The 20,213-nt window shown below is 71.1% G+C and carries 20 protein-coding genes and 1 pseudogene; 15 read left to right on the top strand and 6 right to left on the bottom strand.

Annotation, left to right across the window (positions count from 1 at the left end; translation table 11 throughout):
- Positions 1-4: 4 nt before the first annotated feature.
- On the bottom strand, positions 5-991 hold the full coding sequence (locus tag ABKA17_RS30950; RefSeq protein ID WP_353695589.1) for a serine hydrolase: 987 nt from the start codon (positions 989-991) through the stop codon (positions 5-7).
- A 150-nt stretch (positions 992-1,141) separates the two neighbouring features.
- On the opposite strand from ABKA17_RS30950, the gene ABKA17_RS30945 reads away from it, so the two are divergent.
- A complete protein-coding gene (locus ABKA17_RS30945; protein ID WP_353695588.1) occupies positions 1,142-1,870 on the top strand; it encodes an SseB family protein in 729 nt (242 codons plus the stop codon).
- Positions 1,871-1,874: 4 nt separating this feature from the next.
- Here the strand turns inward: ABKA17_RS30945 and ABKA17_RS30940 are convergent, their stop codons facing one another.
- Positions 1,875-2,234 (bottom strand): DUF1844 domain-containing protein, encoded by a 360-nt coding sequence (locus ABKA17_RS30940; protein WP_046261477.1) that lies wholly within the window; start codon positions 2,232-2,234, stop codon positions 1,875-1,877.
- A 338-nt stretch (positions 2,235-2,572) separates the two neighbouring features.
- Here ABKA17_RS30940 and infC point away from each other — a divergent pair.
- The 10 genes and pseudogenes from infC (at position 2,573) to ABKA17_RS30890 (ending at position 13,441) form a co-directional block, all read left to right on the top strand.
- Positions 2,573-3,272 (top strand): annotated as a pseudogene (infC, locus tag ABKA17_RS30935) (translation initiation factor IF-3).
- 112 nt (positions 3,273-3,384) lie between these two features.
- Positions 3,385-3,579 carry a 50S ribosomal protein L35 gene (gene rpmI, locus ABKA17_RS30930; protein ID WP_003977225.1) on the top strand — a complete coding sequence of 65 codons (195 nt, stop codon included), beginning with the start codon at positions 3,385-3,387 and terminating at the stop codon, positions 3,577-3,579.
- Positions 3,580-3,679: 100 nt separating this feature from the next.
- Positions 3,680-4,063 (top strand): 50S ribosomal protein L20, encoded by a 384-nt coding sequence (gene rplT / locus ABKA17_RS30925; RefSeq protein WP_353695587.1) that lies wholly within the window; start codon positions 3,680-3,682, stop codon positions 4,061-4,063.
- Between the two features lie 93 nt (positions 4,064-4,156).
- The gene (locus ABKA17_RS30920) at positions 4,157-5,005 is read left to right on the top strand and encodes a TrmH family RNA methyltransferase (RefSeq protein WP_353695586.1); all 849 of its coding nucleotides are present in this window, start codon (positions 4,157-4,159) and stop codon (positions 5,003-5,005) included.
- Between the two features lie 53 nt (positions 5,006-5,058).
- The gene (locus ABKA17_RS30915; protein WP_353695585.1) at positions 5,059-6,195 is read left to right on the top strand and encodes a sensor histidine kinase; all 1,137 of its coding nucleotides are present in this window, start codon (positions 5,059-5,061) and stop codon (positions 6,193-6,195) included.
- Between the two features lie 138 nt (positions 6,196-6,333).
- Positions 6,334-7,455 (top strand): phenylalanine--tRNA ligase subunit alpha, encoded by a 1,122-nt coding sequence (gene pheS / locus ABKA17_RS30910; protein ID WP_353695584.1) that lies wholly within the window; start codon positions 6,334-6,336, stop codon positions 7,453-7,455.
- Positions 7,455-9,965, top strand: a complete 2,511-nt coding sequence (gene pheT, locus ABKA17_RS30905) for a phenylalanine--tRNA ligase subunit beta (RefSeq protein WP_353695583.1) — start codon at positions 7,455-7,457, stop codon at positions 9,963-9,965. Before pheS ends, pheT begins: the two co-directional genes overlap by 1 nt.
- Positions 9,966-10,179: 214 nt before the next feature.
- A complete protein-coding gene (locus tag ABKA17_RS30900) occupies positions 10,180-11,211 on the top strand; it encodes a PP2C family protein-serine/threonine phosphatase (protein WP_353695582.1) in 1,032 nt (343 codons plus the stop codon).
- Between the two features lie 267 nt (positions 11,212-11,478).
- Positions 11,479-12,819, top strand: a complete 1,341-nt coding sequence (locus tag ABKA17_RS30895; protein WP_353695581.1) for an NsdA family TPR-like regulatory protein — start codon at positions 11,479-11,481, stop codon at positions 12,817-12,819.
- Positions 12,820-12,895: 76 nt separating this feature from the next.
- On the top strand, positions 12,896-13,441 hold the full coding sequence (locus tag ABKA17_RS30890) for an NUDIX hydrolase (protein WP_353695580.1): 546 nt from the start codon (positions 12,896-12,898) through the stop codon (positions 13,439-13,441).
- Positions 13,442-13,463: 22 nt separating this feature from the next.
- Here the strand turns inward: ABKA17_RS30890 and ABKA17_RS30885 are convergent, their stop codons facing one another.
- Both ABKA17_RS30885 and ABKA17_RS30880 read right to left on the bottom strand, forming a co-directional pair.
- Positions 13,464-13,721 (bottom strand): hypothetical protein, encoded by a 258-nt coding sequence (locus tag ABKA17_RS30885; protein ID WP_353695579.1) that lies wholly within the window; start codon positions 13,719-13,721, stop codon positions 13,464-13,466.
- A 223-nt stretch (positions 13,722-13,944) separates the two neighbouring features.
- Positions 13,945-14,805, bottom strand: coding sequence for a 3-hydroxybutyryl-CoA dehydrogenase (locus ABKA17_RS30880; protein WP_353695578.1), 861 nt, complete (start codon positions 14,803-14,805; stop codon positions 13,945-13,947).
- A 286-nt stretch (positions 14,806-15,091) separates the two neighbouring features.
- On the opposite strand from ABKA17_RS30880, the gene ABKA17_RS30875 reads away from it, so the two are divergent.
- Entirely contained in the window at positions 15,092-16,351 is a 1,260-nt protein-coding gene (locus ABKA17_RS30875; RefSeq protein WP_353695844.1) for a glycoside hydrolase family 10-like protein, read from the top strand.
- 1 nt (position 16,352) lies between these two features.
- Here ABKA17_RS30875 and ABKA17_RS30870 read toward each other — a convergent pair whose 3' ends face one another.
- Together ABKA17_RS30870 and ABKA17_RS30865 are read right to left on the bottom strand one after the other, a co-directional pair.
- Entirely contained in the window at positions 16,353-16,547 is a 195-nt protein-coding gene (locus ABKA17_RS30870) for a DUF1918 domain-containing protein (RefSeq protein WP_353695577.1), read from the bottom strand.
- A 90-nt stretch (positions 16,548-16,637) separates the two neighbouring features.
- Positions 16,638-17,570 (bottom strand): DMT family transporter, encoded by a 933-nt coding sequence (locus ABKA17_RS30865; protein ID WP_353695576.1) that lies wholly within the window; start codon positions 17,568-17,570, stop codon positions 16,638-16,640.
- Here ABKA17_RS30865 and ABKA17_RS30860 point away from each other — a divergent pair.
- The 3 genes from ABKA17_RS30860 to ABKA17_RS30850 all read left to right on the top strand — a co-directional run bounded on the left by ABKA17_RS30860 (position 17,569) and on the right by ABKA17_RS30850 (position 20,211).
- Complete coding sequence (locus ABKA17_RS30860; RefSeq protein WP_353695575.1) at positions 17,569-19,002, top strand: aminotransferase-like domain-containing protein; 1,434 nt, start codon at positions 17,569-17,571, stop codon at positions 19,000-19,002. The two genes, ABKA17_RS30865 and ABKA17_RS30860, sit on opposite strands and share 2 nt — an antisense overlap.
- Positions 19,003-19,069: 67 nt before the next feature.
- Positions 19,070-19,495 (top strand): GNAT family N-acetyltransferase, encoded by a 426-nt coding sequence (locus ABKA17_RS30855; protein ID WP_353695574.1) that lies wholly within the window; start codon positions 19,070-19,072, stop codon positions 19,493-19,495.
- Between the two features lie 122 nt (positions 19,496-19,617).
- Positions 19,618-20,211, top strand: a complete 594-nt coding sequence (locus ABKA17_RS30850; protein WP_353695573.1) for a histidine phosphatase family protein — start codon at positions 19,618-19,620, stop codon at positions 20,209-20,211.
- Positions 20,212-20,213: the final 2 nt, after the last annotated feature.

Genomic DNA, 20,213 nt, shown 5'->3' with positions numbered 1-20,213 from the left:
GAGGTCACCGGGAGACGGTCGCGGAGGCCGAGGACGACGTGCTGTCGCCCGTGAACACCGACACCGCCACCCGCGCCGCCGACTCCACGAGTGAAATCCCCTTCTCCTTCGTCGCGTTGCCGTTCGACAGCGCCACCACGAGATAGTCGTCGCCGTCCGACGCTGTCACCCGACCGATGCTGTTGATGTCCCACAGCCCGGTCGTGGAACGCGGTAGCCAGCCGTTCTTCAGCGCCCACGCCGAGCCGTCCGCGGCGGCCGAGACCCCCCAGTGCTGATCGGCGGCTATCCGCCCCATCAGCTCCTGGAGATACGTCCGCGACGCCTCGCTCAGCTCCGAGTCGTCCCCGAACACCTGCCGCAGCAGCGTGAGCTGGTCCGCGGCCGTGGTCTGGGTCAGCCCCCACAGCATCCCGTCGCCGCCCTCGGTGCCCGTGAGCCCGAACCGCTCGTTCGCGGCGTCGAGACCGGCCGCCTCGCCGATGATCCGCCACAGCGCGGACGCGGAGTCGTTGTCGCTGTTCTCGATCATCGCGGTGGCGTACGCCTTCTCGCTCGCCGTGAGCCGGCGGTCCTCGTCCTGCGCCTGGAGCAGCAGGGCCGCGAGGATGTCGACCTTGACGATGCTCGCCGTGTCGAAGGCGCCCGTTCCGTACGTGGCGCTCTCCCCGGAGTCCAGGTCGAGCACGGCCACCGACACGTCCGCCGCGTCCGGCACGGTCACCGACTCCATGGCGTCGGCCAGCAGTCGCTCGTGGTCCACGGTCGGCTCCGTCACGGGTTCCACCGATGCCTCCTCGCCCGCCGTCCCCACGGTCGGCGACGCGGCCGAGGATACGGAGGCGGTACCGGAGTGCGCCTGCGCCTTCACGTACACGGTCCCCCCGGCCGTGGCGCCGACGACCGCGACGCAGGCGAGTGCGGTGTACATCAGCGTGCGACGCCGGCGGGGGCGGGCACGGCGGCTGCGACGGGCTCTGGAGGACTCCATGTCCGTGATGCTCGGGGTGCCGACTGTGTGCGCCGTTAGACGAAAGTTAGATGTGTGTCAGGGAAATCTGAGATTCCGGTGAGCGGCGTCACGGACAGGTTTCCGGGGCCGCACAAGCCCAGCAGCAACGCCCCTATAGGGTCGGTGACCGTGGCGAACAAGAACATTCCCGACCCCGGCTTCTCCGACGACGACGGCTCCGCCGACCCCCGGCTGAGCGCTGCGCTCGCCGCCTGGGCCGAGGACCGCACCGCCGTGGGCCCCGTTCTGGAGGCCCTGGAGGGCGCCCGGCTGCTCGTCCCCGTCGTGGCGGTGCTCGGCGAGGTCGAGGAGGACGAGAACGGACTGCGCCGCGAGAAGACCAGTGACATGGCCGTCCCCACCCTGAAGGCCGGCGGCCGTATCGCCCTGCCCGCCTTCACGTCCACGGACTCGCTGGCCCTGTGGGACCCGGAGGCCCGCCCCGTCGCCGTACCCCTGCACCAGGCGCTCCAGGCCGCCGCACACGAGAAGGCGGACACGGTCGTGCTGGACCTGGCCGGACCGGTGCCGTTCGAGCTCACCGGCCCCGCGCTGCGCGCCCTCGCCGAGGGGCGTACGACGGCGGACCCGCTGGCCGACCCGGCGGTGGTGGAGTCGGTACGCGCCGCGGTGGCCGCCGTGGGCGCGGTGGAGCGGGCCTATCTCGGCCCCGGTCGGGGTGACGGCACCCTCGCCCTGGTCCTCTACCCCGGCATGCCGAACGACGCGAGCGTCCACGCGGTGGCGCGGCGCCTGGCCGCCGAGGAGACACTGAGGGCCCGCCTGGTGCGCGGCCTCGACCTGGCGCTGCTGCCGGCCGGGGCGACGCCTCCGGGCGAGCCCTTGTACGTGCGGTGAGCGACTAGCCGTAGACCGGGCCCGTGTACTTCTCGCCCGGGCCCTGACCCGGCTCGTCCGGGACGATCGAGGCTTCGCGGAAGGCGAGCTGGAGGGACTTCAGGCCGTCGCGGAGCGGGGCGGCGTGGAAGGAGCTGATCTCGGTGGCGCTGCCGTCCAGCAGACCGGCCAGGGCGTGGATCAGCTTGCGGGCCTCGTCCAGGTCCTTGTACTTGTCGCCCTCCTCGGTCAGACCGAGCTTCACCGCGGCGGCGCTCATCAGGTTCACGGCGACCGTCACGATCACCTCGACGGCGGGGACCTCGGCGATGTCGCGGGTCATCTCGTCGAAGTCGGCGGGGGACTCAGGAGGGGTGTCACTCATGCCCCCAGCCTAGGACCCCGTGCACGCCGGTTCGCACCACCCCCGGGCAGCTGCTAACCTTGTGTGACGACCGGCCGCACGCTTATGTGTACGGCCCACAAGTGGAGGCTCCGATCTCCCACCTGACCGTCCTCCGGGGCGGCGGGTCACCCCGGTCAGGCGGCCACCATCGTTCCGTACGGACGATGGAGTCGCCCGAATGTGCGCCCCGCGATCATCGCGGCGGTGCTCCGGCAGTGCTTTGGAGCCCCGTCTTGTGATCGTCCGGGGCATTTTTTGTGCTTCGGCGCGGTTAGGTCTGTCGAACAGAGACAAACGCGGCCGTCCGCCAGACGGCTGTGTGGTGCTAACCGAGGAGGATCCATCAGCGCCGAGCCCCGCATCAACGACCGGATTCGCGTTCCCGAGGTGCGACTTGTCGGTCCCAGTGGCGAGCAGGTGGGCATTGTCCCGCTGGCCAAGGCACTGGAGCTTGCGCAGGAGTACGACCTGGACCTGGTCGAGGTCGCGGCGAACGCCCGTCCGCCCGTGTGCAAGCTCATGGACTACGGGAAGTTCAAGTACGAGTCGGCCATGAAGGCCCGTGAGGCGCGCAAGAACCAGGCGCACACGGTCATCAAGGAGATGAAGCTCCGGCCGAAGATCGACCCGCACGACTATGACACCAAGAAGGGTCACGTCGTCCGGTTCCTCAAGCAGGGCGACAAGGTCAAGATCACGATCATGTTCCGTGGTCGCGAGCAGTCCCGGCCGGAGCTCGGCTACCGACTGCTGCAGCGGCTCGCGACGGACGTCGAGGACCTCGGGTTCGTGGAGTCGAACCCGAAGCAGGACGGCCGAAACATGATCATGGTTCTCGGTCCGCACAAGAAGAAGACCGAGGCGATGGCCGAGGCCCGCCAGGCGCAGGAAGCCCGCAAGGCTGACGCGAAGGCCAACCCCGGCAAGTCGCAGAACGCCGCGGAGACCGAGGAAGCCACGGGCTCCGAGGACGTCGTGGAGACCGAGGCTCCGGCCGAGGCTTCCGCTGAGGCGTGATCCCGGGGGACGCGAGTCCCCAAGGACGTAACCGATACAAGAGCGACGCTCCACCGTGTGCCCGGTTTCACGACCGGGCACCGGAGCGCCACCCAGAGGAGAGAACGGCGCTATGCCGAAGAACAAGTCGCACAGCGGTGCCAGCAAGCGCTTCAAGATCACCGGCTCCGGCAAGGTGCTCCGCGAGCGCGCCGGCAAGCGCCACCTGCTCGAGCACAAGTCGTCCCGCGTGACGCGTCGCCTCACCGGCAACGCCGAGATGGCCCCGGGCGACGCCGCGAAGATCAAGAAGCTTCTCGGCAAGTGACGTACGCGGCGCCCTGACTGAGCGCCGTACGTCTGGACCGGGACCCAATCGATTCCGGGCCGTGTGAGTCCAACCACGGCCCCGCTACAAGGAGTAAAAAGTGGCACGCGTCAAGCGGGCAGTCAACGCCCACAAGAAGCGCCGGGCGATCCTCGAGGCGGCCTCCGGCTACCGCGGTCAGCGTTCGCGCCTGTACCGCAAGGCCAAGGAGCAGGTCACCCACTCGCTGGTCTACAACTACAACGACCGCAAGAAGCGCAAGGGCGACTTCCGTCAGCTGTGGATCCAGCGCATCAACGCTGCGGCCCGCCAGAACGGCATGACGTACAACCGCCTCATCCAGGGTCTGAAGGCCGCGAACATCGAGGTCGACCGCAAGATCCTCGCCGAGCTGGCCGTCAACGACGCCCCGGCGTTCGCCGCGCTGGTCGAGGTCGCGCAGAAGGCCCTGCCGGCCGACGTCAACGCCCCCAAGGCGGCCTGACGTTGCCGTAGGCCTCGCGCCGACGTGACATGAGGGACCCGCAGGCTTTCGGGCTTGCGGGTCCTGTTGTGTAGTTCTTCGAAAGTGAGCCGCATGTCCTCCGCCAGCCCCGAGTTGATCTCCCCCCGTTCCGCCCGAGTCTCGGCCGCCCGGCGGCTCGCCAAGCGGAACTTCCGGGGCAAGGAGCGGCTGTTTCTGGCCGAGGGGCCGCAGGCCGTGCGCGAGGCGGCCGGGCACAAGGACACACTCGTCGAGCTGTTCGCCACGGTCGAGGCCGCGGAGCGCTACGCCGACATCGTCGGTGAGGCCCGCACCGCCGGAGCGCGTGTCCATCTCGCCTCCGAGGACGTCATCGCCGACATCTCCACCACCGTCACCCCGCAGGGGCTCGTCGGTGTGTGCCGCTTCCTCGACACTCCCTTCGAGGAGATCCTCGCCGCCCGTCCCAAGCTCGTCGCCGTGCTCGCCAACGTCCGTGACCCCGGGAACGCAGGGACCGTCCTGCGGTGCGCCGACGCCGCCGGCGCCGAGGCCGTCGTGCTGACCGACGCGTCCGTGGACCTCTACAACCCCAAGGCCGTACGGGCCTCCGTGGGCTCCCTGTTCCATCTGCCGGTCGCCGTCGGAGTCCCCGTCGAGCAGGCCGTGGCCGGACTCAAGGACATCGGCGTGCGGATCCTCGCCGCCGACGGGGCCGGGACCGACGACCTCGACGACGAGCTCGACCAGGGGACCATGGGCGGGCCGACCGCCTGGGTGTTCGGGAACGAGGCCTGGGGGCTCCCGGAGGAGACCCGCGCGCTCGCGGACGCCGTCGTGCGCGTCCCGATCCACGGGAAGGCCGAGAGCCTGAACCTCGCGACCGCCGCCGCCGTATGTCTCTACGCGTCGGCCCGTGCACAGCGCGCCTCCGGAGGGTGCCGCTCCGTCACCCACAGCTAGTAGGGTGACCAGCTCGGGGGCCCCATAGCCGTCGTGAGAGGTGGGGTACGGGGATGAGTGTCGGCACGAGCAGCGGACCGGGAGCAGGGGACTTGCGGCAGGGGTCCGCGTCCGGCCCCGGTGAGCTCGCCGGGCTCGGTATCGACCCCGATCTCCTGCCCGACGGACTGGTCGTCGCCGACGAGCACGGCCGGGTCGTCTGCTTCAACGCCGCCGCCGAACGGATCACCGCCGTCCCCGCCGCCGAGGCCCTCGGACAGCGCCTCGACAAGGCGCTGCCGTTAGAGGACCTGGAAGGGCGGCGCTGGTGGCAGGTGACGGACCCGTACGGCGGACTGGCCATCCGGCGCAGGCAACCGGAGCGCAACCTGCTGCTGCCCGGCGGACGCGAGGTCCTCGTCTCCGCGCAGTACGTGCGCACCGAGCCCACCGGACCCGTCCACCGCGTCGTCGTCTCCCTGCGGGACACCGAGGCCAGGCGCCGCACCGAGCGCAGTCACGCCGAGCTGATCGCCACCGTCGCCCACGAGCTGCGCTCTCCGCTCACCTCCGTCAAGGGCTTCACCGCGACCCTGCTCGCCAAGTGGGAACGGTTCACCGACGATCAGAAGCGACTGATGCTGGAGACCGTCGACGCCGACGCCGACCGGGTCACCCGGCTCATCGCCGAGCTGCTCGACATCTCGCGCATCGACTCCGGACGCCTCGAGGTGCGGCGCCAGCCCGTCGACATCGGGGCGGCCGTGGGGCGGCACATCCAGGCGTACGTCGCCGCCGGGCAGACCGCCGACCGGTTCCTGCTCCGCATCGAACAACCGCTGCCCATGCTCTGGGCCGACCCCGACAAGATCGACCAGGTGCTCAGCAACCTGCTCGAAAATGCCGTGCGCCACGGCGAGGGAACGGTCACGATTGACGTCACGCCCTCGGCGTCCCCCCGCGAAGGGGAGGACATCGGCACGTCGGTCACGGTGAGCGACGAGGGGTCCGGCATCCCGGAGGAGTCCATGAACCGCGTCTTCACCCGCTTCTGGCGGGGCAGCAAGCGCGGCGGCACCGGCCTCGGGCTGTACATCGTCAAGGGCATCGTCGAAGCCCACGGCGGCACCATCACCGTCGGCCGCGCCCCCGAGGGCGGCGCGGAGTTCCGATTTACGTTGCCCGTGGCGGCGCCGGCGTATCTCGCCTAGCGGCCCACGGGCGCATTCGTACACCCCCACCCCGTTAGACTCGGCCTTTGGCACCTTTGTGTCCCGGAGACGGCCCGCAGCGAGTCGCAGAGTCGGTGACGGGGACCTTCAGCCAGCCAATCGGAAGCACGGGAAGAGATGTCGGCACCGAACAAGTCGTACGACCCTGTAGAGGTCGAGGCCCTGAAACCGGAAGAGATCGAGCGCATGCGGGACGAGGCGCTCGCCGCCTTCGCCGCCGCGAGCTCCCTCGACGCGCTTCAGGAGGCCAAGGTCGCCCACACCGGCGGCACCTCACCGCTCGCCCTCGCCAACCGCGAGATCGGCGCCCTGCCCCCGCAGGCCAAGGCCGCCGCCGGAAAGCTCGTCGGACAGGCCCGCGGCGCCGTGAACAAGGCGCTCGCCGCTCGTCAGACCGAGCTCGAGGCCGAGCGCGACGCGCGTGTCCTGGTCGAGGAGTCGGTGGACGTCACGCTGCCGTACGACCGTGTACCGGCCGGCGCCCGCCACCCGCTCACCACCCTGTCGGAGCGGATCGAGGACGTCTTCGTGGCCATGGGCTACGAGGTCGCCGAGGGCCCGCAGGTCGAGGCCGAGTGGTTCAACTTCGACGCCCTCAACATCGGCCCGGACCACCCGGCCCGCGGCGAGGCCGACACCTTCTTCGTGCAGGGCCCCGAGGGCGGCACCGAGTCCGGCGTCGTGCTGCGCACCCACACCTCGCCCGTGCAGATCCGCTCGCTGCTCGACCGTGAGCTGCCGGTGTACGTGATCTGCCCCGGTGTCGTGTACCGCACCGACGAGCTGGACGCCACGCACACCCCGGTGTTCCGCCAGGTCGAGCTGCTGGCCGTCGACGAGGGCCTCACCATGGCCGACCTCAAGGGCACCATGGACCACATGGTCCAGGCCCTGTTCGGCGAGGGCATGAAGACCCGGCTGCGGCCGAACTTCTTCCCGTTCACCGAGCCGTCCGCCGAGATGGACATGGTCTGCTACGTGTGCCGCGGCGAGTCCGTCGGCAACCCCGACCGCCCCTGCCGCACCTGCTCCAGCGAGGGCTGGATCGAGCTGGGCGGCTGCGGCATGGTCAACCCGAAGGTCCTGACGGCCTGCGGAGTGGACCCCGAGAAGTACAGCGGGTTCGCCTTCGGGTTCGGCATCGAGCGGATGCTGATGTTCCGCCACAACGTCGAAGACATGCGAGACATGGTCGAGGGTGACGTCCGGTTCACCCGGCCGTTCGGGATGGAGATCTGATGCGGGTCCCGCTTTCTTGGCTGCGGGAGTACGTCGACCTGCCGGCCACCGAGACCGGCCGTGACGTCCAGGCCAAGCTCATTTCGGCCGGCCTCGAGGTCGAGACGGTCGAGCACCTCGGCGCCGACCTCAAGGGCCCGCTGGTCGTCGGCCAGGTGCTGACCATCGAGGAGCTGACCGAGTTCAAGAAGCCGATCCGCTTCTGCACGGTCGACGTCGGCCAGGCCAACGGCACCGGCGAGCCCCAGGAGATCGTCTGCGGCGCCCGCAACTTCGCCGTCGGCGACAAGGTCGTCGTGGTCCTGCCCGGCGCCACCCTGCCGGGCGGCTTCTCGATCTCCGCGCGCAAGACCTACGGCAAGACGTCCCACGGCATGATCTGCTCCGGCGACGAGCTGGGCATGGGCGACGACGGCAGCCACGGCATCATCGTGCTGCCGCCGGAGACCGAGGTCGGCAAGGACGCCATCGAGCTCCTGGAACTGGTCGACGAGGTCCTGGACATCGCCGTCACCGCCAACCGCGGCGACTGCCTCTCCATCCGCGGCGTCGCCCGCGAGACCGCCATCGCCTACGGCCTGCCGCTGCGCGACCCGGCGCTCCTTGACGTCCCGGGTCCGAACGCGTACGGCTACCCGGTCCAGGTCTCCGAGCCGCTCGGCTGCGACCGCTTCACGGCCCGCACGGTGAGCGGCCTCAGCCCCGAGGCCCGCTCCCCGCTCTGGCTCCAGCGCCGGCTCCAGAAGGTCGGCATGCGCCCGATCTCGCTCGCCGTCGACGTCACCAACTACGTGATGATGGAGCTCGGCCAGCCGCTGCACGCCTACGACCGCAAGCTGGTCCAGGGCACCATCGGAGTCCGCCGGGCCGGCGAGGGCGAGGAGATCGTCACCCTCGACGGCGCCAAGCGGAAGCTGCACGCCGAGGACCTCGTCATCACCGACGACCGCGGCCCGATCGGCCTCGCCGGTGTCATGGGCGGCGCCAACACGGAGATCGCCGACCACGAGGAGGGCGAGGGCACGACCGACGTGGTCATCGAGGCCGCCCACTTCGACGCGGTCTCCATCGCCCGTACGGCCCGCCGTCACAAGCTGTCCTCCGAGGCGTCCCGGCGCTTCGAGCGCGGAGTCGACCCGGCGGCCGCCGCCGCGGCCGCCCAGCGCACCGTCGACCTGCTCGTACTGCTCGCGGGCGGCACCGCCGACGCCGGTGTCACCGAGGTCGCCACGCCGTCCGCGCCGCACACCATCGCCGTCCCGGCCGACCACCCGGACAAGGTCGCGGGCGTGGACTACGGCCGCGAGACGGTCGTACGCCGTCTCCAGCAGGTCGGCTGCGACGTGTACGGGCAGGACGAGCTGATCGTCACCGTGCCGTCCTGGCGTCCCGACCTCACCGAGGTCAACGACCTGGCCGAAGAGGTCATCCGGCTCGAGGGCTACGAGAACCTGCCCTCCACGCTGCCCAAGCCCCCGTCGGGCCGCGGTCTGACCCACCGGCAGCGGCTGCACCGCCGTGTCGGCCGGGCGCTGGCCGGTGCCGGGTACGTCGAGGCGCCGAACTACCCCTTCCTCGGCGAGCAGGTCTTCGACCAGCTCCTGCTGGAGGCCGACGACCCGGCCCGCCGTGTCGTCAAGCTGACCAACCCGCTCAACGACGAGGAGCCCGCGCTCCGTACGTCGCTGCTGCCCGGCCTCCTCGGTGCGCTGCGGCGCAACGACGGCCGCGGCTCGCACGACCTCGCCCTCTTCGAGACCGGCCTGGTCTTCAACCCGCGCGAGGAGCAGCGTGTCGCCGTCTCGCTGCCCGTCGACCGGCGTCCCACGGACGAGGAGCTCGCCTCGCTGAACGCCGCGCTGCCGGAGCAGCCGCGGCATGCGGCCGTCGTCCTCGCCGGTGCGCGGGAGCAGGCCGGCTGGTGGGGCAAGGGCCGTCCGGCGGACTGGGCCGACGCGATCGAGGCGGCACGGGTCGTCGCCCGTGAGGCCGGGGCCGAACTGGTCGTCCGCGGTGGGCAGTACGGGCCGTGGCACCCGGGCCGGTGCGCCGAGCTCGTGGTCGTCGCCGAGGGTGTGGAGAAGGTCGTCGGCCACGCCGGTGAGCTGCACCCGCGGGTGCTGAAGGCGTTCGGGCTGCCCGCGCGTACCTCCGCGATGGAGCTGGACCTGGACGCGCTGGAGGCCGTCGGCGACGACACGCCTCAGGCGCCGAGCATCTCGACGTTCCCGGTCGCCACGCAGGATGTCGCGCTGGTCGTGGACCGGTTCGTGCCGCACGCCGATGTCGAGGCCGCGCTGCGTGAGGGTGCGGGTTCGCTTCTCGAGGCGATTCGGCTGTTCGACGTGTACGAGAACGCGGAGCAGTTGGGTGATGGTAAGAAGTCGCTGGCGTACGCGTTGCGCTTCCGCGCGGGTGACCGGACGCTGACGGTGGATGAGGCTTCGGCTGCGCGGGATGCGGCGGTTGCGCTGGCGGGGGAGCGGACGGGAGCGGTGCTGCGCGGCTGAGGTCGTGTGCCGGGTGCGGGTGAGCTGTGGCTGGTCGCGCAGTTCCCCGCGCCCCTTGTGGGGGCGAGCCCCCACACCCCCATCCGTTACCTCACTCGTTTGAGTGAGAACTCCCAGTGATCTGGTCCTTCCGGGTCATGCTGTCGACAGAATCGGACCGGCCTTTCGGGGCCGGTCCGTCTGTGCTGTCTGGGCCTATTGGGGGGCCATCGGCATGATCCGTATCAGGGGTCGGGTTCCCCGCAGGGTGCTCGCGTTGGGGTTACCGACCGTGTGGGGTGCCGTGGCGGTCACGTACAAGCTGACCTGCCCGCTCGCCCAGCAGAACGGCTTCGAGGCACGGCTCGCGACCAGTGCCGTCTTCTTCGCGGTCGGCACCGGGCTGATACTCCACGTCCGGCAGGCGCTGCTGCGTGAGCTGCGGCAGATCCGGCAGGTCGCCGGTGCCGCGCAGAGCGCCCTGCTCAGGCCGCTTCCGCCGCGCGTCGACGGGCTGAACATCGCCGCCGCCCAGCTCTCCGCGGACCGGGGTGCCTCGGTCGGCGGCGACCTGTACGAGGTCATCGCCACCGAGCACGGGGTGCGGGTCGTGATGGGCGACGTCCGGGGACACGGGCTGTCCGCCCTGGGTACCGTCGCCGCCGTCCTCGGCAGCTTCCGGGAAGCCGTGCACGACGAGCCCGAACTGGGGTGTGTGCTGCGGCGACTGGAGCGTGCACTGAGCCGGCATCTACGGCAGCGGGACCGTGAGGAGGATCCGGTCGCCGAGGACTTCGTCACCGTACTGCTGCTGGAGATCCGGCACGACGGAGCCCTGTACGCGCTGAACTGCGGCCACCCCTGGCCGTACCTCCTGAGCGGTACTCGGGTGGACCCCCTCACCCGAGCGGACCCCCTCCCTCCGCTCGGGCCGTTCCCGCTGCCCCCCGAACTCCCGCCCATGCACTGCGGATCCCTGCTCCCCGATGAGACCCTGGTCCTCCACACGGACGGGGCCGAGGACGCGAGAGACGCTCATGGCCGGTTCTTCTCCCTGTCGGGGGCTTTGGCAAAGGCCGTGGGCGAGACTCCCCAGGCTGTACTCGGTTCGGTCTTCGCGGGTCTGCTGCGCCACGCGGCGGGAGCCCCGGCGGATGACATTGCGCTGCTCGTACTGCGCAACGACCGGCAACTCCAACGGACTTCAGGGGCGCGGGGAACTGCGCGACCAGCCACGTCACAGCCGCAGCCGACAACGCACCTGTAGGACACCGGCGTTCCGACGCCGTCCACCGCAACCACGGAGTGTCGGGCAGGCAGCCGCGGCGGACGGCGCGGAATCGGGCCGCCGCACTGTACGAGGGGGAGCCGGCGGCCCGGCCGGCCTCTTGCGAGGCATTTCAGTCAACCGGCTCGAAACTCTCCGCGACAGTGCGCGCACGCTACGGATTCGAGCACTCCGTTCACACCCCGTGTGAAGACACACCCATTACTCTGACGGCACGGTCGGCACCGAGCCACCCGGGGGGCATATATGCAGCCCAACACTCTGCTCGACGCGATCCTGGACGAGGCGGGGATCTCGCACGCGGGGTTGGCCGCACACGTGAACCAGGCAGGCCGGGCGCGCGGGCTCGCGCTCCGGTACGAACACACCGCCGTGGCACGGTGGTTGAAGGGCCAGCGGCCGCGCGGCCAGGTGCCCGACCTGATCTGCGAGGTGCTCGCCGCCCGGCTGCACCGCACGGTCAACCTCGACGACATCGGCCTCGGCGTCCCCGGTGAGCCCGCCGCCCCGCACGGCACCTCGCTGTCCGGCTTCGTGGAGCGGGCCACCGCCCTGTGGCGCTCCGACGAGCAGCAGCGGCCGCACATCCTGGGCGCCCCCGCGGTCACCGGTACGCCGGCCGTGATGCCGGTGTGGGAGTGGGAGAACCCGCCCGAGGACGTGGACGTCTCGCGCGGCGGGCGGCATCGGGTCACCGCCGGGGACCTGGAGATGCTGCGCGCCGCCCGTACCCACTACGAGCAGATGTACCGCAAGGCCGGCGGCATCGCGACCCGCACCCGGATCGTCGGCTTCCTCAACGCCGAGGCGGCGCCACTGCTGCGCGGCAGCTACACCGACGAGATCGGGCGCCAACTGCACCGGGCCACCGGCGGGTTGGTGGCGGTCGCCGGGATCTGTGCCTACGACTCCGACGCGCACGGCCTCGCCCAGCGCTACTTCCACCAGGCGCTGCGGCTGGCGAAGGCCAGTGGGGACCGGGGACTTGGCGCGTATGTGATAGCGCTCCTGGTCAACCAGTCGCTGTTCATGCGCGAGCACCGGCAGGCCGTCGCCTTCGCGGAGGCCGCGCTGCGGGCCGCCGGCAAGCACATCACGCCGGCCCTCGCCTCCGACCTGTACGCCATGCAGGCGAAGGCGTACGCGCACCTCGGCGACGGCACGAGCGCGCTGTCCTGCATCCGGCGTGCCGAGCAGGCCGCAGAACGCATCCGGCGCGGATACGAACCCGACGAAACGGGCTATGTCCAGCCGGGACTTGTCAACGTCCAGGTGGCGGAGGCGCTGCTCAGCCTCGGTGAGCTGGTGGCCGCGAGAGAGCATGCCGCGCAGGCCGTCGACAACCCCGCCCACGACCGGGGCCGGGTGCACCGGCTCGCGATGCTCAGCACGATCGAGCTGCGCCAGGGCAACGCCGACAAGGCGGTGGCCACGGCGGTGCAGATGGCGGAACAGGCCCGCGGAATGGAGTCCCAGCGCCTGCGCGACAGACTCCGCGCGGTACGCGAACACCTGGTCCGCAACGGCTGCGCGGGCACGGCCGAGGCAGCCGAACTGATCGACGGGGCGCTGCGCGTACCGCTGTAGACCACGCGCCCGAACTCAAGCACCGCATAGTCCCTGCTGCGATATTGCCACTTACTCGATGGAAGGTGGCAGAACCGTGCAGTGGACGAAACAGAACGAACAAACTGTGTATGAAAACCGCTGGTTCACCGTCAACCTCGCGGATGTCGAGCTGCCGGACGGTCGGCACCTCGATCACTTTTTGATACGGCTGCGGCCCGTCGCCGTGGCCACGGTGGTGAACGAGGCCAACGAGGTCCTCCTCCTGTGGCGCCACCGCTTCATCACCGACAGCTGGGGGTGGGAACTGGCCGCGGGTGTCGTCGAGGACGGCGAGGACATCGCGTACGCGGCCGCCAGGGAACTCGAGGAAGAGACCGGCTGGCGGCCGGGACCGCTGCGCCACCTGATGAGCGTGGAACCGTCCAACGGGCTCACCGACGCCCGGCACCACATCTACTGGGCCGACGAGGGCGAGTACATCGGGCACCCCGTGGACGACTTCGAGTCGGACCGTCGGGAATGGGTTCCCCTCAAACTCGTCCCCGACATGGTCGCCCGTGGGGAGGTCCCGGCCGCCAACATGGCGGCCGCGCTACTCCTGCTGCACCATCTCAGGCTCGGGCAGGACGCCATGCCCTGAATCCCCCACCGCGTCCCGCGCCCTAGTGCCCGACGGCCTGCCAGACCGTTGCGATCAGCGCGCCCACGGCCGTGACGGCCGCGACGGCGGGCAGGGGCCAACGGGCGTGCTCCAGTACGACGATGCGGGCGCTGAGGTCGTCCAGTTCCTTGTCCGTCTCCTCCGTGCGATGGCTGAGCAGAGCGAGCCCTCCCTCGACGCGTGCGTACGCGACATCGAGTCGGCGGCGTAACTCTGCGAGTTCTCCATGGACCACGGGATGCTCCGGGTCGGCGGTCACGAGTCCGCTCCTTTCCGTAGTCGTCACATCCCTTGCATGCGCATGAGGAGTCAACTCCCCTGGTGGACGCGTGGGGAGAGTGTGCGACGGGCATATGCGTGCCCGACGCGCACACGGTGTGTGAATACGGCGGGCCCGGCGCTCCGAAGAGTGCCGGGCCCGTGTTCGTCGCACTGTGTGACGGTCACCCTGAAACGGGCACTGTGCACAGAGCCGAGGAGTGTCAGCTGTAGGTGTAGAAGCCGGAACCGCTCTTGCGGCCGAGGCGACCGGCGTCCACCATGCGCTGGAGCAGCGGGGGAGCGGCGTACAGCGGTTCCTTGTACTCCTCGTACATCGAGTTGGCGATGGAGACGATCGTGTCCAGGCCGATCAGGTCCGACAGCTTCAGCGGGCCCATCGGGTGGGCGCAGCCCATCTCCATGCCGTTGTCGATGTCCTCGCGGCCGGCGATGCCCGACTCGAACATGCGGATCGCGGAGAGCAGATACGGCACGAGGAGGGCGTTCACCACGAACCCGGAGCGGTCCTGGGCGCGGATCGCGTGCTTGCCCAGGAGCTTCTCGGCGAAGGCCTGGGCGCGGCTGATCGTGCCCTCGGAGGTGGTGAGCGCCGGGATCAGCTCGACGAGCTTCTGCACCGGGGCGGGGTTGAAGAAGTGGATGCCGATGACGTGGTCGGGCCGCGAGGTGGCGACCGCCAGCTTCACCAGGGGGATGGAGGAGGTGTTGGACGCGAGGATCGCGTCCGGCCGGGTCATGACCTGGTCGAGCACCTGGAAGATCTCGGTCTTGACCTGTTCGTTCTCCACGACGGCCTCGATCACCAGATCACGGTCGGCGAACTCGCCGAGGTCGGTGGTGAAGGACAGCCGCGCCAGGGTCGCGTCCCGCTCCTCCTCGGTGATCTTGCCGCGCTCGGCGGCCTTGGTCAGGGAGTTCAACAGCCGGGTCCGGCCGATCTCCAGGGCCTCGCCGGTGGTCTCGGCGACCTTCACGTCCAGTCCGGAGCGGGCGCACACCTCGGCGATGCCCGCTCCCATCTGGCCGCAGCCCACCACTCCGATGCGCTCGATGTCGGTCACATCGTCCCTTTCGCTGGTCTACGGACATCGCAGGGTTCCGTTGTCACGGCGCCTGCTCCGTTCGTGCACGTTACTGGAAAGTATCGATGATCGATCGGCGGGGTCGGGCATGCTCGGCGGCGGCAGCGTCGGAGGGTGGGGGAATCCGTGGTTCGCGCGGATGTGCGAGGCGGCTCCGCGCCTGCCGGAAACCTGCACGTTCCCTTCGGCGATCGTTGATCGAATGTCCGGGTGCCGCATGGCAGGCTGACCCGCGGACAGACGGCGCACGGAGGTACGAGTGAGGATGCATCGGAAGTCACCGTTGTCGAGGCGGGCGTTCGCGGTGACCGCCCTGTCGGCGATCGTGGCAGGCGGGGGAGCGGTGGCGGCGGGTGCCGCGCTGGCGGACGGAACGGACCCCGGCCGCCGCCGGGCCGCCCGTGAGATGCGGGGAGTGTGGATCGCCAGTGTGGCCAACCGCGACTGGCCCTCCAGAACGGGGCTGACCGCCGCCCAGCAGCGCGCCGAGCTGATCGCACACCTCGACAAGGCGGTGGCGGACCGCCTCAACACGGTGATCCTCCAGGTGCGGCCCACCGCGGACGCGCTGTGGCCCTCGCCGTACGAGCCCTGGTCGCAGTACCTCACCGGCACCCAGGGCAAGGCCCCCGGCTGGGACCCGCTCGGCACGGCCGTGCGGGAGGCGCACAAGCGGGGCCTGGAGCTTCACGCCTGGTTCAACCCGTACCGCATCTCCAACCAGGCGGACCCGGCCAGGCTGGTCGCCTCGCACCCGGCCCGGCGGCACCCGGAGTGGGTCGTGCCGTACGGCGGGAAGCTCTACTACAACCCCGGGCTGCCCGAGGTCCGCGCCTTCGTTCAGGACGCGATCCTGGACGCGGTGGAGAAGTACCCGGTGGACGCGGTCCACTTCGACGACTACTTCTATCCGTACCCGGTGGCCGGCCAGACCTTCGACGACGACGCGGCCTACGACGAGTACGGCGGCGACTTCGACACCCGGGCCGACTGGCGGCGGGACAACATCGACCAGCTGGTGCTGGAGACCGCGGCCCGCATCAGGGAGGTCCGGCCGGGCACCCGGTTCGGCATCAGCCCCTTCGGGGTGTGGCGCAACGTGGCCACGGATCCGCTCGGCTCCGGCACGCGGGCGGGCGTGCAGTCGTACGACGACAACTTCGCCGACACCCGCAAGTGGGTGCGGGAGGGCTGGATCGACTACCTCGTGCCGCAGCTCTACTGGAACATCGGCTTCTCGGCCGCCGACTACGCGAAACTGGTGCCCTGGTGGGCCGAGGTGGCGCGCGGGAGCAGGACGAAGCTGTACGTGGGCGAGGCGCTGTACAAGGCCGGGGACCCGGCGCAGCCCGCCGCCTGGCAGGACCCCGCTGAACTGTCCCGGCACCTCACCCTGGCCAAGGAGCATCCGGAGGTGGCCGGACATGTGTACTTCGCCGCCAAGGAAGTGACCGCGGACCCCATCGGTGCCATGGCGCGGGTGGTCGCCGACCACTACCAGCAGCCGGCGAGGCCCGCGCGCTGACCTAGGTCGCGGTGTCCCGGTGACGGATCTCGGTGTCGGGGCCGGGGGAGCAGACACCCACGTGCCCGTCCTCGAAGCGGACGCGGTACGGGGGGTTGCCCTCCTGCCCCATCACTTCGACGATCTCGCCGATCTTGTCGTGCTGTCCGACCACCCTGCCGTGCTGCACAAGCTGGTCGCCCACGGTTGCGCGCATCTGTCGGTCCTCCTCACGAGGTGCGGGAGCGGTCCGTGGCCCTGAGTTTACGGCGCGGGGGCCCGGTTGGGACCGGCGCGTGCGCGGCGGTCAGCCGCGCGCCCGCTGGGTGACGGCGATGCAGACCAGCACCGCCGCGGCCGTCAGCGGGGCGGCCACTGTCAGGTGCTCGCTCAGCAGCAGCACCGACCACACCAGTGTGAGCAGGGGTTGGGCCAACTGCAACTGGCTGGCCTTGGGGATGCCGATCATCGCCATGCCCCGGTACCAGACGACCAGGCCGAGGAACTGCGAGCCCGCCGCGACCCAGAGCAGCCCGAGCATGCTGTGCGCGCTGAGCTGGACGGGCTCGTACGACAGCGCCACCGCGGCGGCGGGCACGGAGAAGGGCAGGCACAGTACAAGGGCCCAGCCGATGACCTGCCAGCCGGGCATGGCCCTGGCCAGCCGGCCGCCCTCGGTGTAGCCGGCCGCGCACACCAGCAGCGCGCCGAACAGATACAGGTCGGCCGAGGTCAGGGCGCCGCCGCTCTGCTGCACGGTGAACGCGAGGACCGCGGCCGCGCCCACGAGGGCGGCCGTCCAGAAGGTGCGGGACGGGCGGGTGCCCATGCGCAGGGCGGAGCACAGCGCGGTGGTGAGCGGGAGCAGCCCGACCACGACGGCGGCGTGCGAGGTGGTCGACGTCCGCAGCGCGAGGGTGGTGAGCAGCGGGAAGCCGACGACGACACCGGCGGCGACGACCGCGAGCCCGGCCCAGTGCCGCCGGGCGGGCACGGGGACGCGCAGCGCCAGCAGACAGGCCCCGGCGATCAGCGCGGCCAGTGCGCTCCGCACGGCGACCAGCGACCAGGGCCCGAAGCCCTCCAGGCCCCAGGCCGTCGCGGGGAAGGTGAGGGAGAAGGCGACCACGCCCAGTGCGGCCAGCAGGGTCCCGGACGCGGTCGCGCTCGCGGACGCCGTGCCGGGCTGGGTGTCGACCGCTATCGTCACCGGGGTAGTAGCGCTACTCTGTGCTCTCATGCAAGAGCGTAGCAGCGTCGATGAACTGGCGGAACGTCTGAGAAGCGAACTGGACCGCTACTCTCCTGGTGGAAAGCTGCCGTCCAGCCGGGCTCTTGTCGAGCAGTACCGGGTGAGCCCGGTGACCGTCTCGCGGGCGCTGGCGCAACTGGCCGCCGAGGGGCTCGTCGTCACCCGGCCCGGCGCCGGGGTGTTCCGCGCCCGGCCGCGCACGACGGTCACCCCGGCCGGGGACACCTCCTGGCAGGAGGTGGCGCTCAGCGCGGACGGCGCCGCCGACGTCGTACCGCGCTCGGTGGACGCGAGCGGTGTCCTGGTCTCGCTCGCCGAGCCGCCGCCCGGGGTGATCGAGTTCACCGGCGGCTATCTGCACCCCTCGCTCCAGCCCGAGCAGGCGCTGGCCGCCGCGCTCTCCCGCGCCGCCCGCCGTCCGGGCGCCTGGGGCCGGCCGCCCATGGAAGGGCTGACGGAACTGCGCTCGTGGTTCGCGCGGAGCATCGGCGGAACCGTCACGGCGGCCGAGGTGCTGATCGCCGCGGGCGGGCAGTCGGCGCTGACCATCGCGCTGCGGGCGCTGGCCTCCCCCGGGGCACCGGTGCTCGTGGAGTCGCCCACCTACCCCGGCATGCTGGCGATCGCCCGGGCGGCGGGGCTGCGGCCGGTGCCGGTCCCGGTCGACGCGGACGGGGTCCGGCCTGAACTGCTCGCCGACGCCTTCCGGGCCACCGGCGCCCGGGTGTTCGTGTGCCAGCCGCTGTTCCAGAACCCGACCGGCGCGGTGCTCGCCCCCGGACGCCGGGGCGAGGTGCTGCGCATCGCCCGCGAGGCCGGCGCGTTCGTGGTCGAGGACGACTTCGTACGACGGCTCGTGCACGCGGACGCGGGCGAGCTGCCGCGTCCGCTGGCGGCGGAGGACCCCGACGGCGTCGTCGTGCACGTCTGCTCGCTGACCAAGGCGACCTCGCCCAGCTTCCGGGTGTGCGCGCTCGCGGCGCGGGGGCCGGTGCTGGAGCGGCTCCGGGCCATCCAGGTCGTCGACACCTTCTTCGTGCCCCGCCCGCTCCAGGAGGCGGCGCTCGAACTCGTGGGTTCGGCGGCCTGGCCGCGCCATCTGCGCGCGATCTCCGCGGACTTGAAGACCCGCCGGGACACCATGACGACGGCACTGCGACTGGACCTCCCCGAACTCGCCCTTCCGCACGTCCCGTCGGGCGGCTACCACCTGTGGCTGCGGCTGCCGGACGGCGCCGACGAGTCCGCGCTCACCGCCGCCGCCCTCCGCGCGGGCGTGGCGATCACCCCGGGCCGCCCGTACTTCAGCGCGGAGCCGCCCGCTGGGCACGTCCGGTTGAGCTTCGCCGCCGTGGCGGGCGTGGGGGAGATCGCGGAGGGGGTACGACGGCTGCGGGCCGCGTGTGACGAGGCGCTCTGACCGCACGGCACCCGGGCGCCGAGGAAACCCCTCGCTCACACCTGCCCCACCCTGCGAGGATCCGGTCATGACCGACCTCGCCGACGGCTACGAGTTCTCCAGCGACCCCGACCGTATCGACGCCGCCCGCGTCCACCACTGGCTCTCCACCGACGCGTACTGGGCGCTCGGCCGAACCCGGGAGAAGCAGGACCGGGCGATCGCGGGGTCGCTCAACTTCGGGGTGTACGACACGGTTTCGGGGGAGCAGGTGGCGTATGCCCGGATCATCACCGACCTGGCCACCTTCGCCTGGCTGTGCGATGTCTACGTCGATCCGTCCGTACGGGGCAAGGGGATCGGGACGGCGCTGGTCGAGGCCGTGCGCGAGCACCTGCGGCCGTACGGGCTGCGGCGCGTCCTGCTCGCCACGCACGACGCGCACGGGGTCTACGAGAAGGCGGGCTTCGAGCCGCTGGCCAACCCCGACCAGTGGATGGCGCACCTCTACTAGACCCCCTCGTATGAGCCGACTTGTCCGCCACGTCCTGACCTCGGGGTAAGGTTCCGCCAACCCTGCGTAACTCCCGGGTAACGCCCCTTGACCTGCGCACTTTCTCCACTCACCATCGCCGCATGGCACTCCGGGTCACATTCGTCGCCGCCGCGCGCAGCTCCCCCCTCCTCGCGGAACGCTTCGAGGACGACCGGCCGCTGGACCAGGCCGGCTGGGACGAGGTGCAGCGCGCCGCGGGGGAGTTGCTGCCGCTGGCCGCGGCGGAACTGCGCTACTGCTCGCCGACCCCGCGCAGCCGCGCGACCGGGGATGCCCTCGGCTATGCCCCGCTGGTGCAACTCGCGCTGCGGGACTGCGACATGGGCCGCTGGCGGGGGCTGACGCTCGGCGAGGCGATGGCGCGCGAGCCGGAGGCGGTGGACGCCTGGCTCGCCGACCCGCGCGGCACCCCGCACGGCGGTGAGTCGCTGCTGGCCTTCATCGGCCGTGTCGGGAGCTGGCTCGACACCCGGCCGGTGGGTGACGGCGGCCGGATCGTCGCCGTCGCCGAACCCTCGGTGGTGCGCGCCGCGCTGGTGTACGCCCTGAAGGCGCCGCCGTCGACGTACTGGAACATCGATGTCCGCCCCCTGTCGACGACCACCGTCACCGGCCGCGCGGGGCGCTGGAACCTGCGCTTCGACGGGGTGCCGGCGCAGACCTCGCGGGCGTAGGG

Origin of the sequence: Streptomyces sp. RG80 (assembly GCF_040446465.1) — a bacterium.
Classification (GTDB): Bacteria; Actinomycetota; Actinomycetes; order Streptomycetales; family Streptomycetaceae; genus Streptomyces.
The sequence above is the reverse complement of the archived record's forward strand: the minus strand, read 5'-3'. Positions and strand labels throughout refer to the sequence as shown.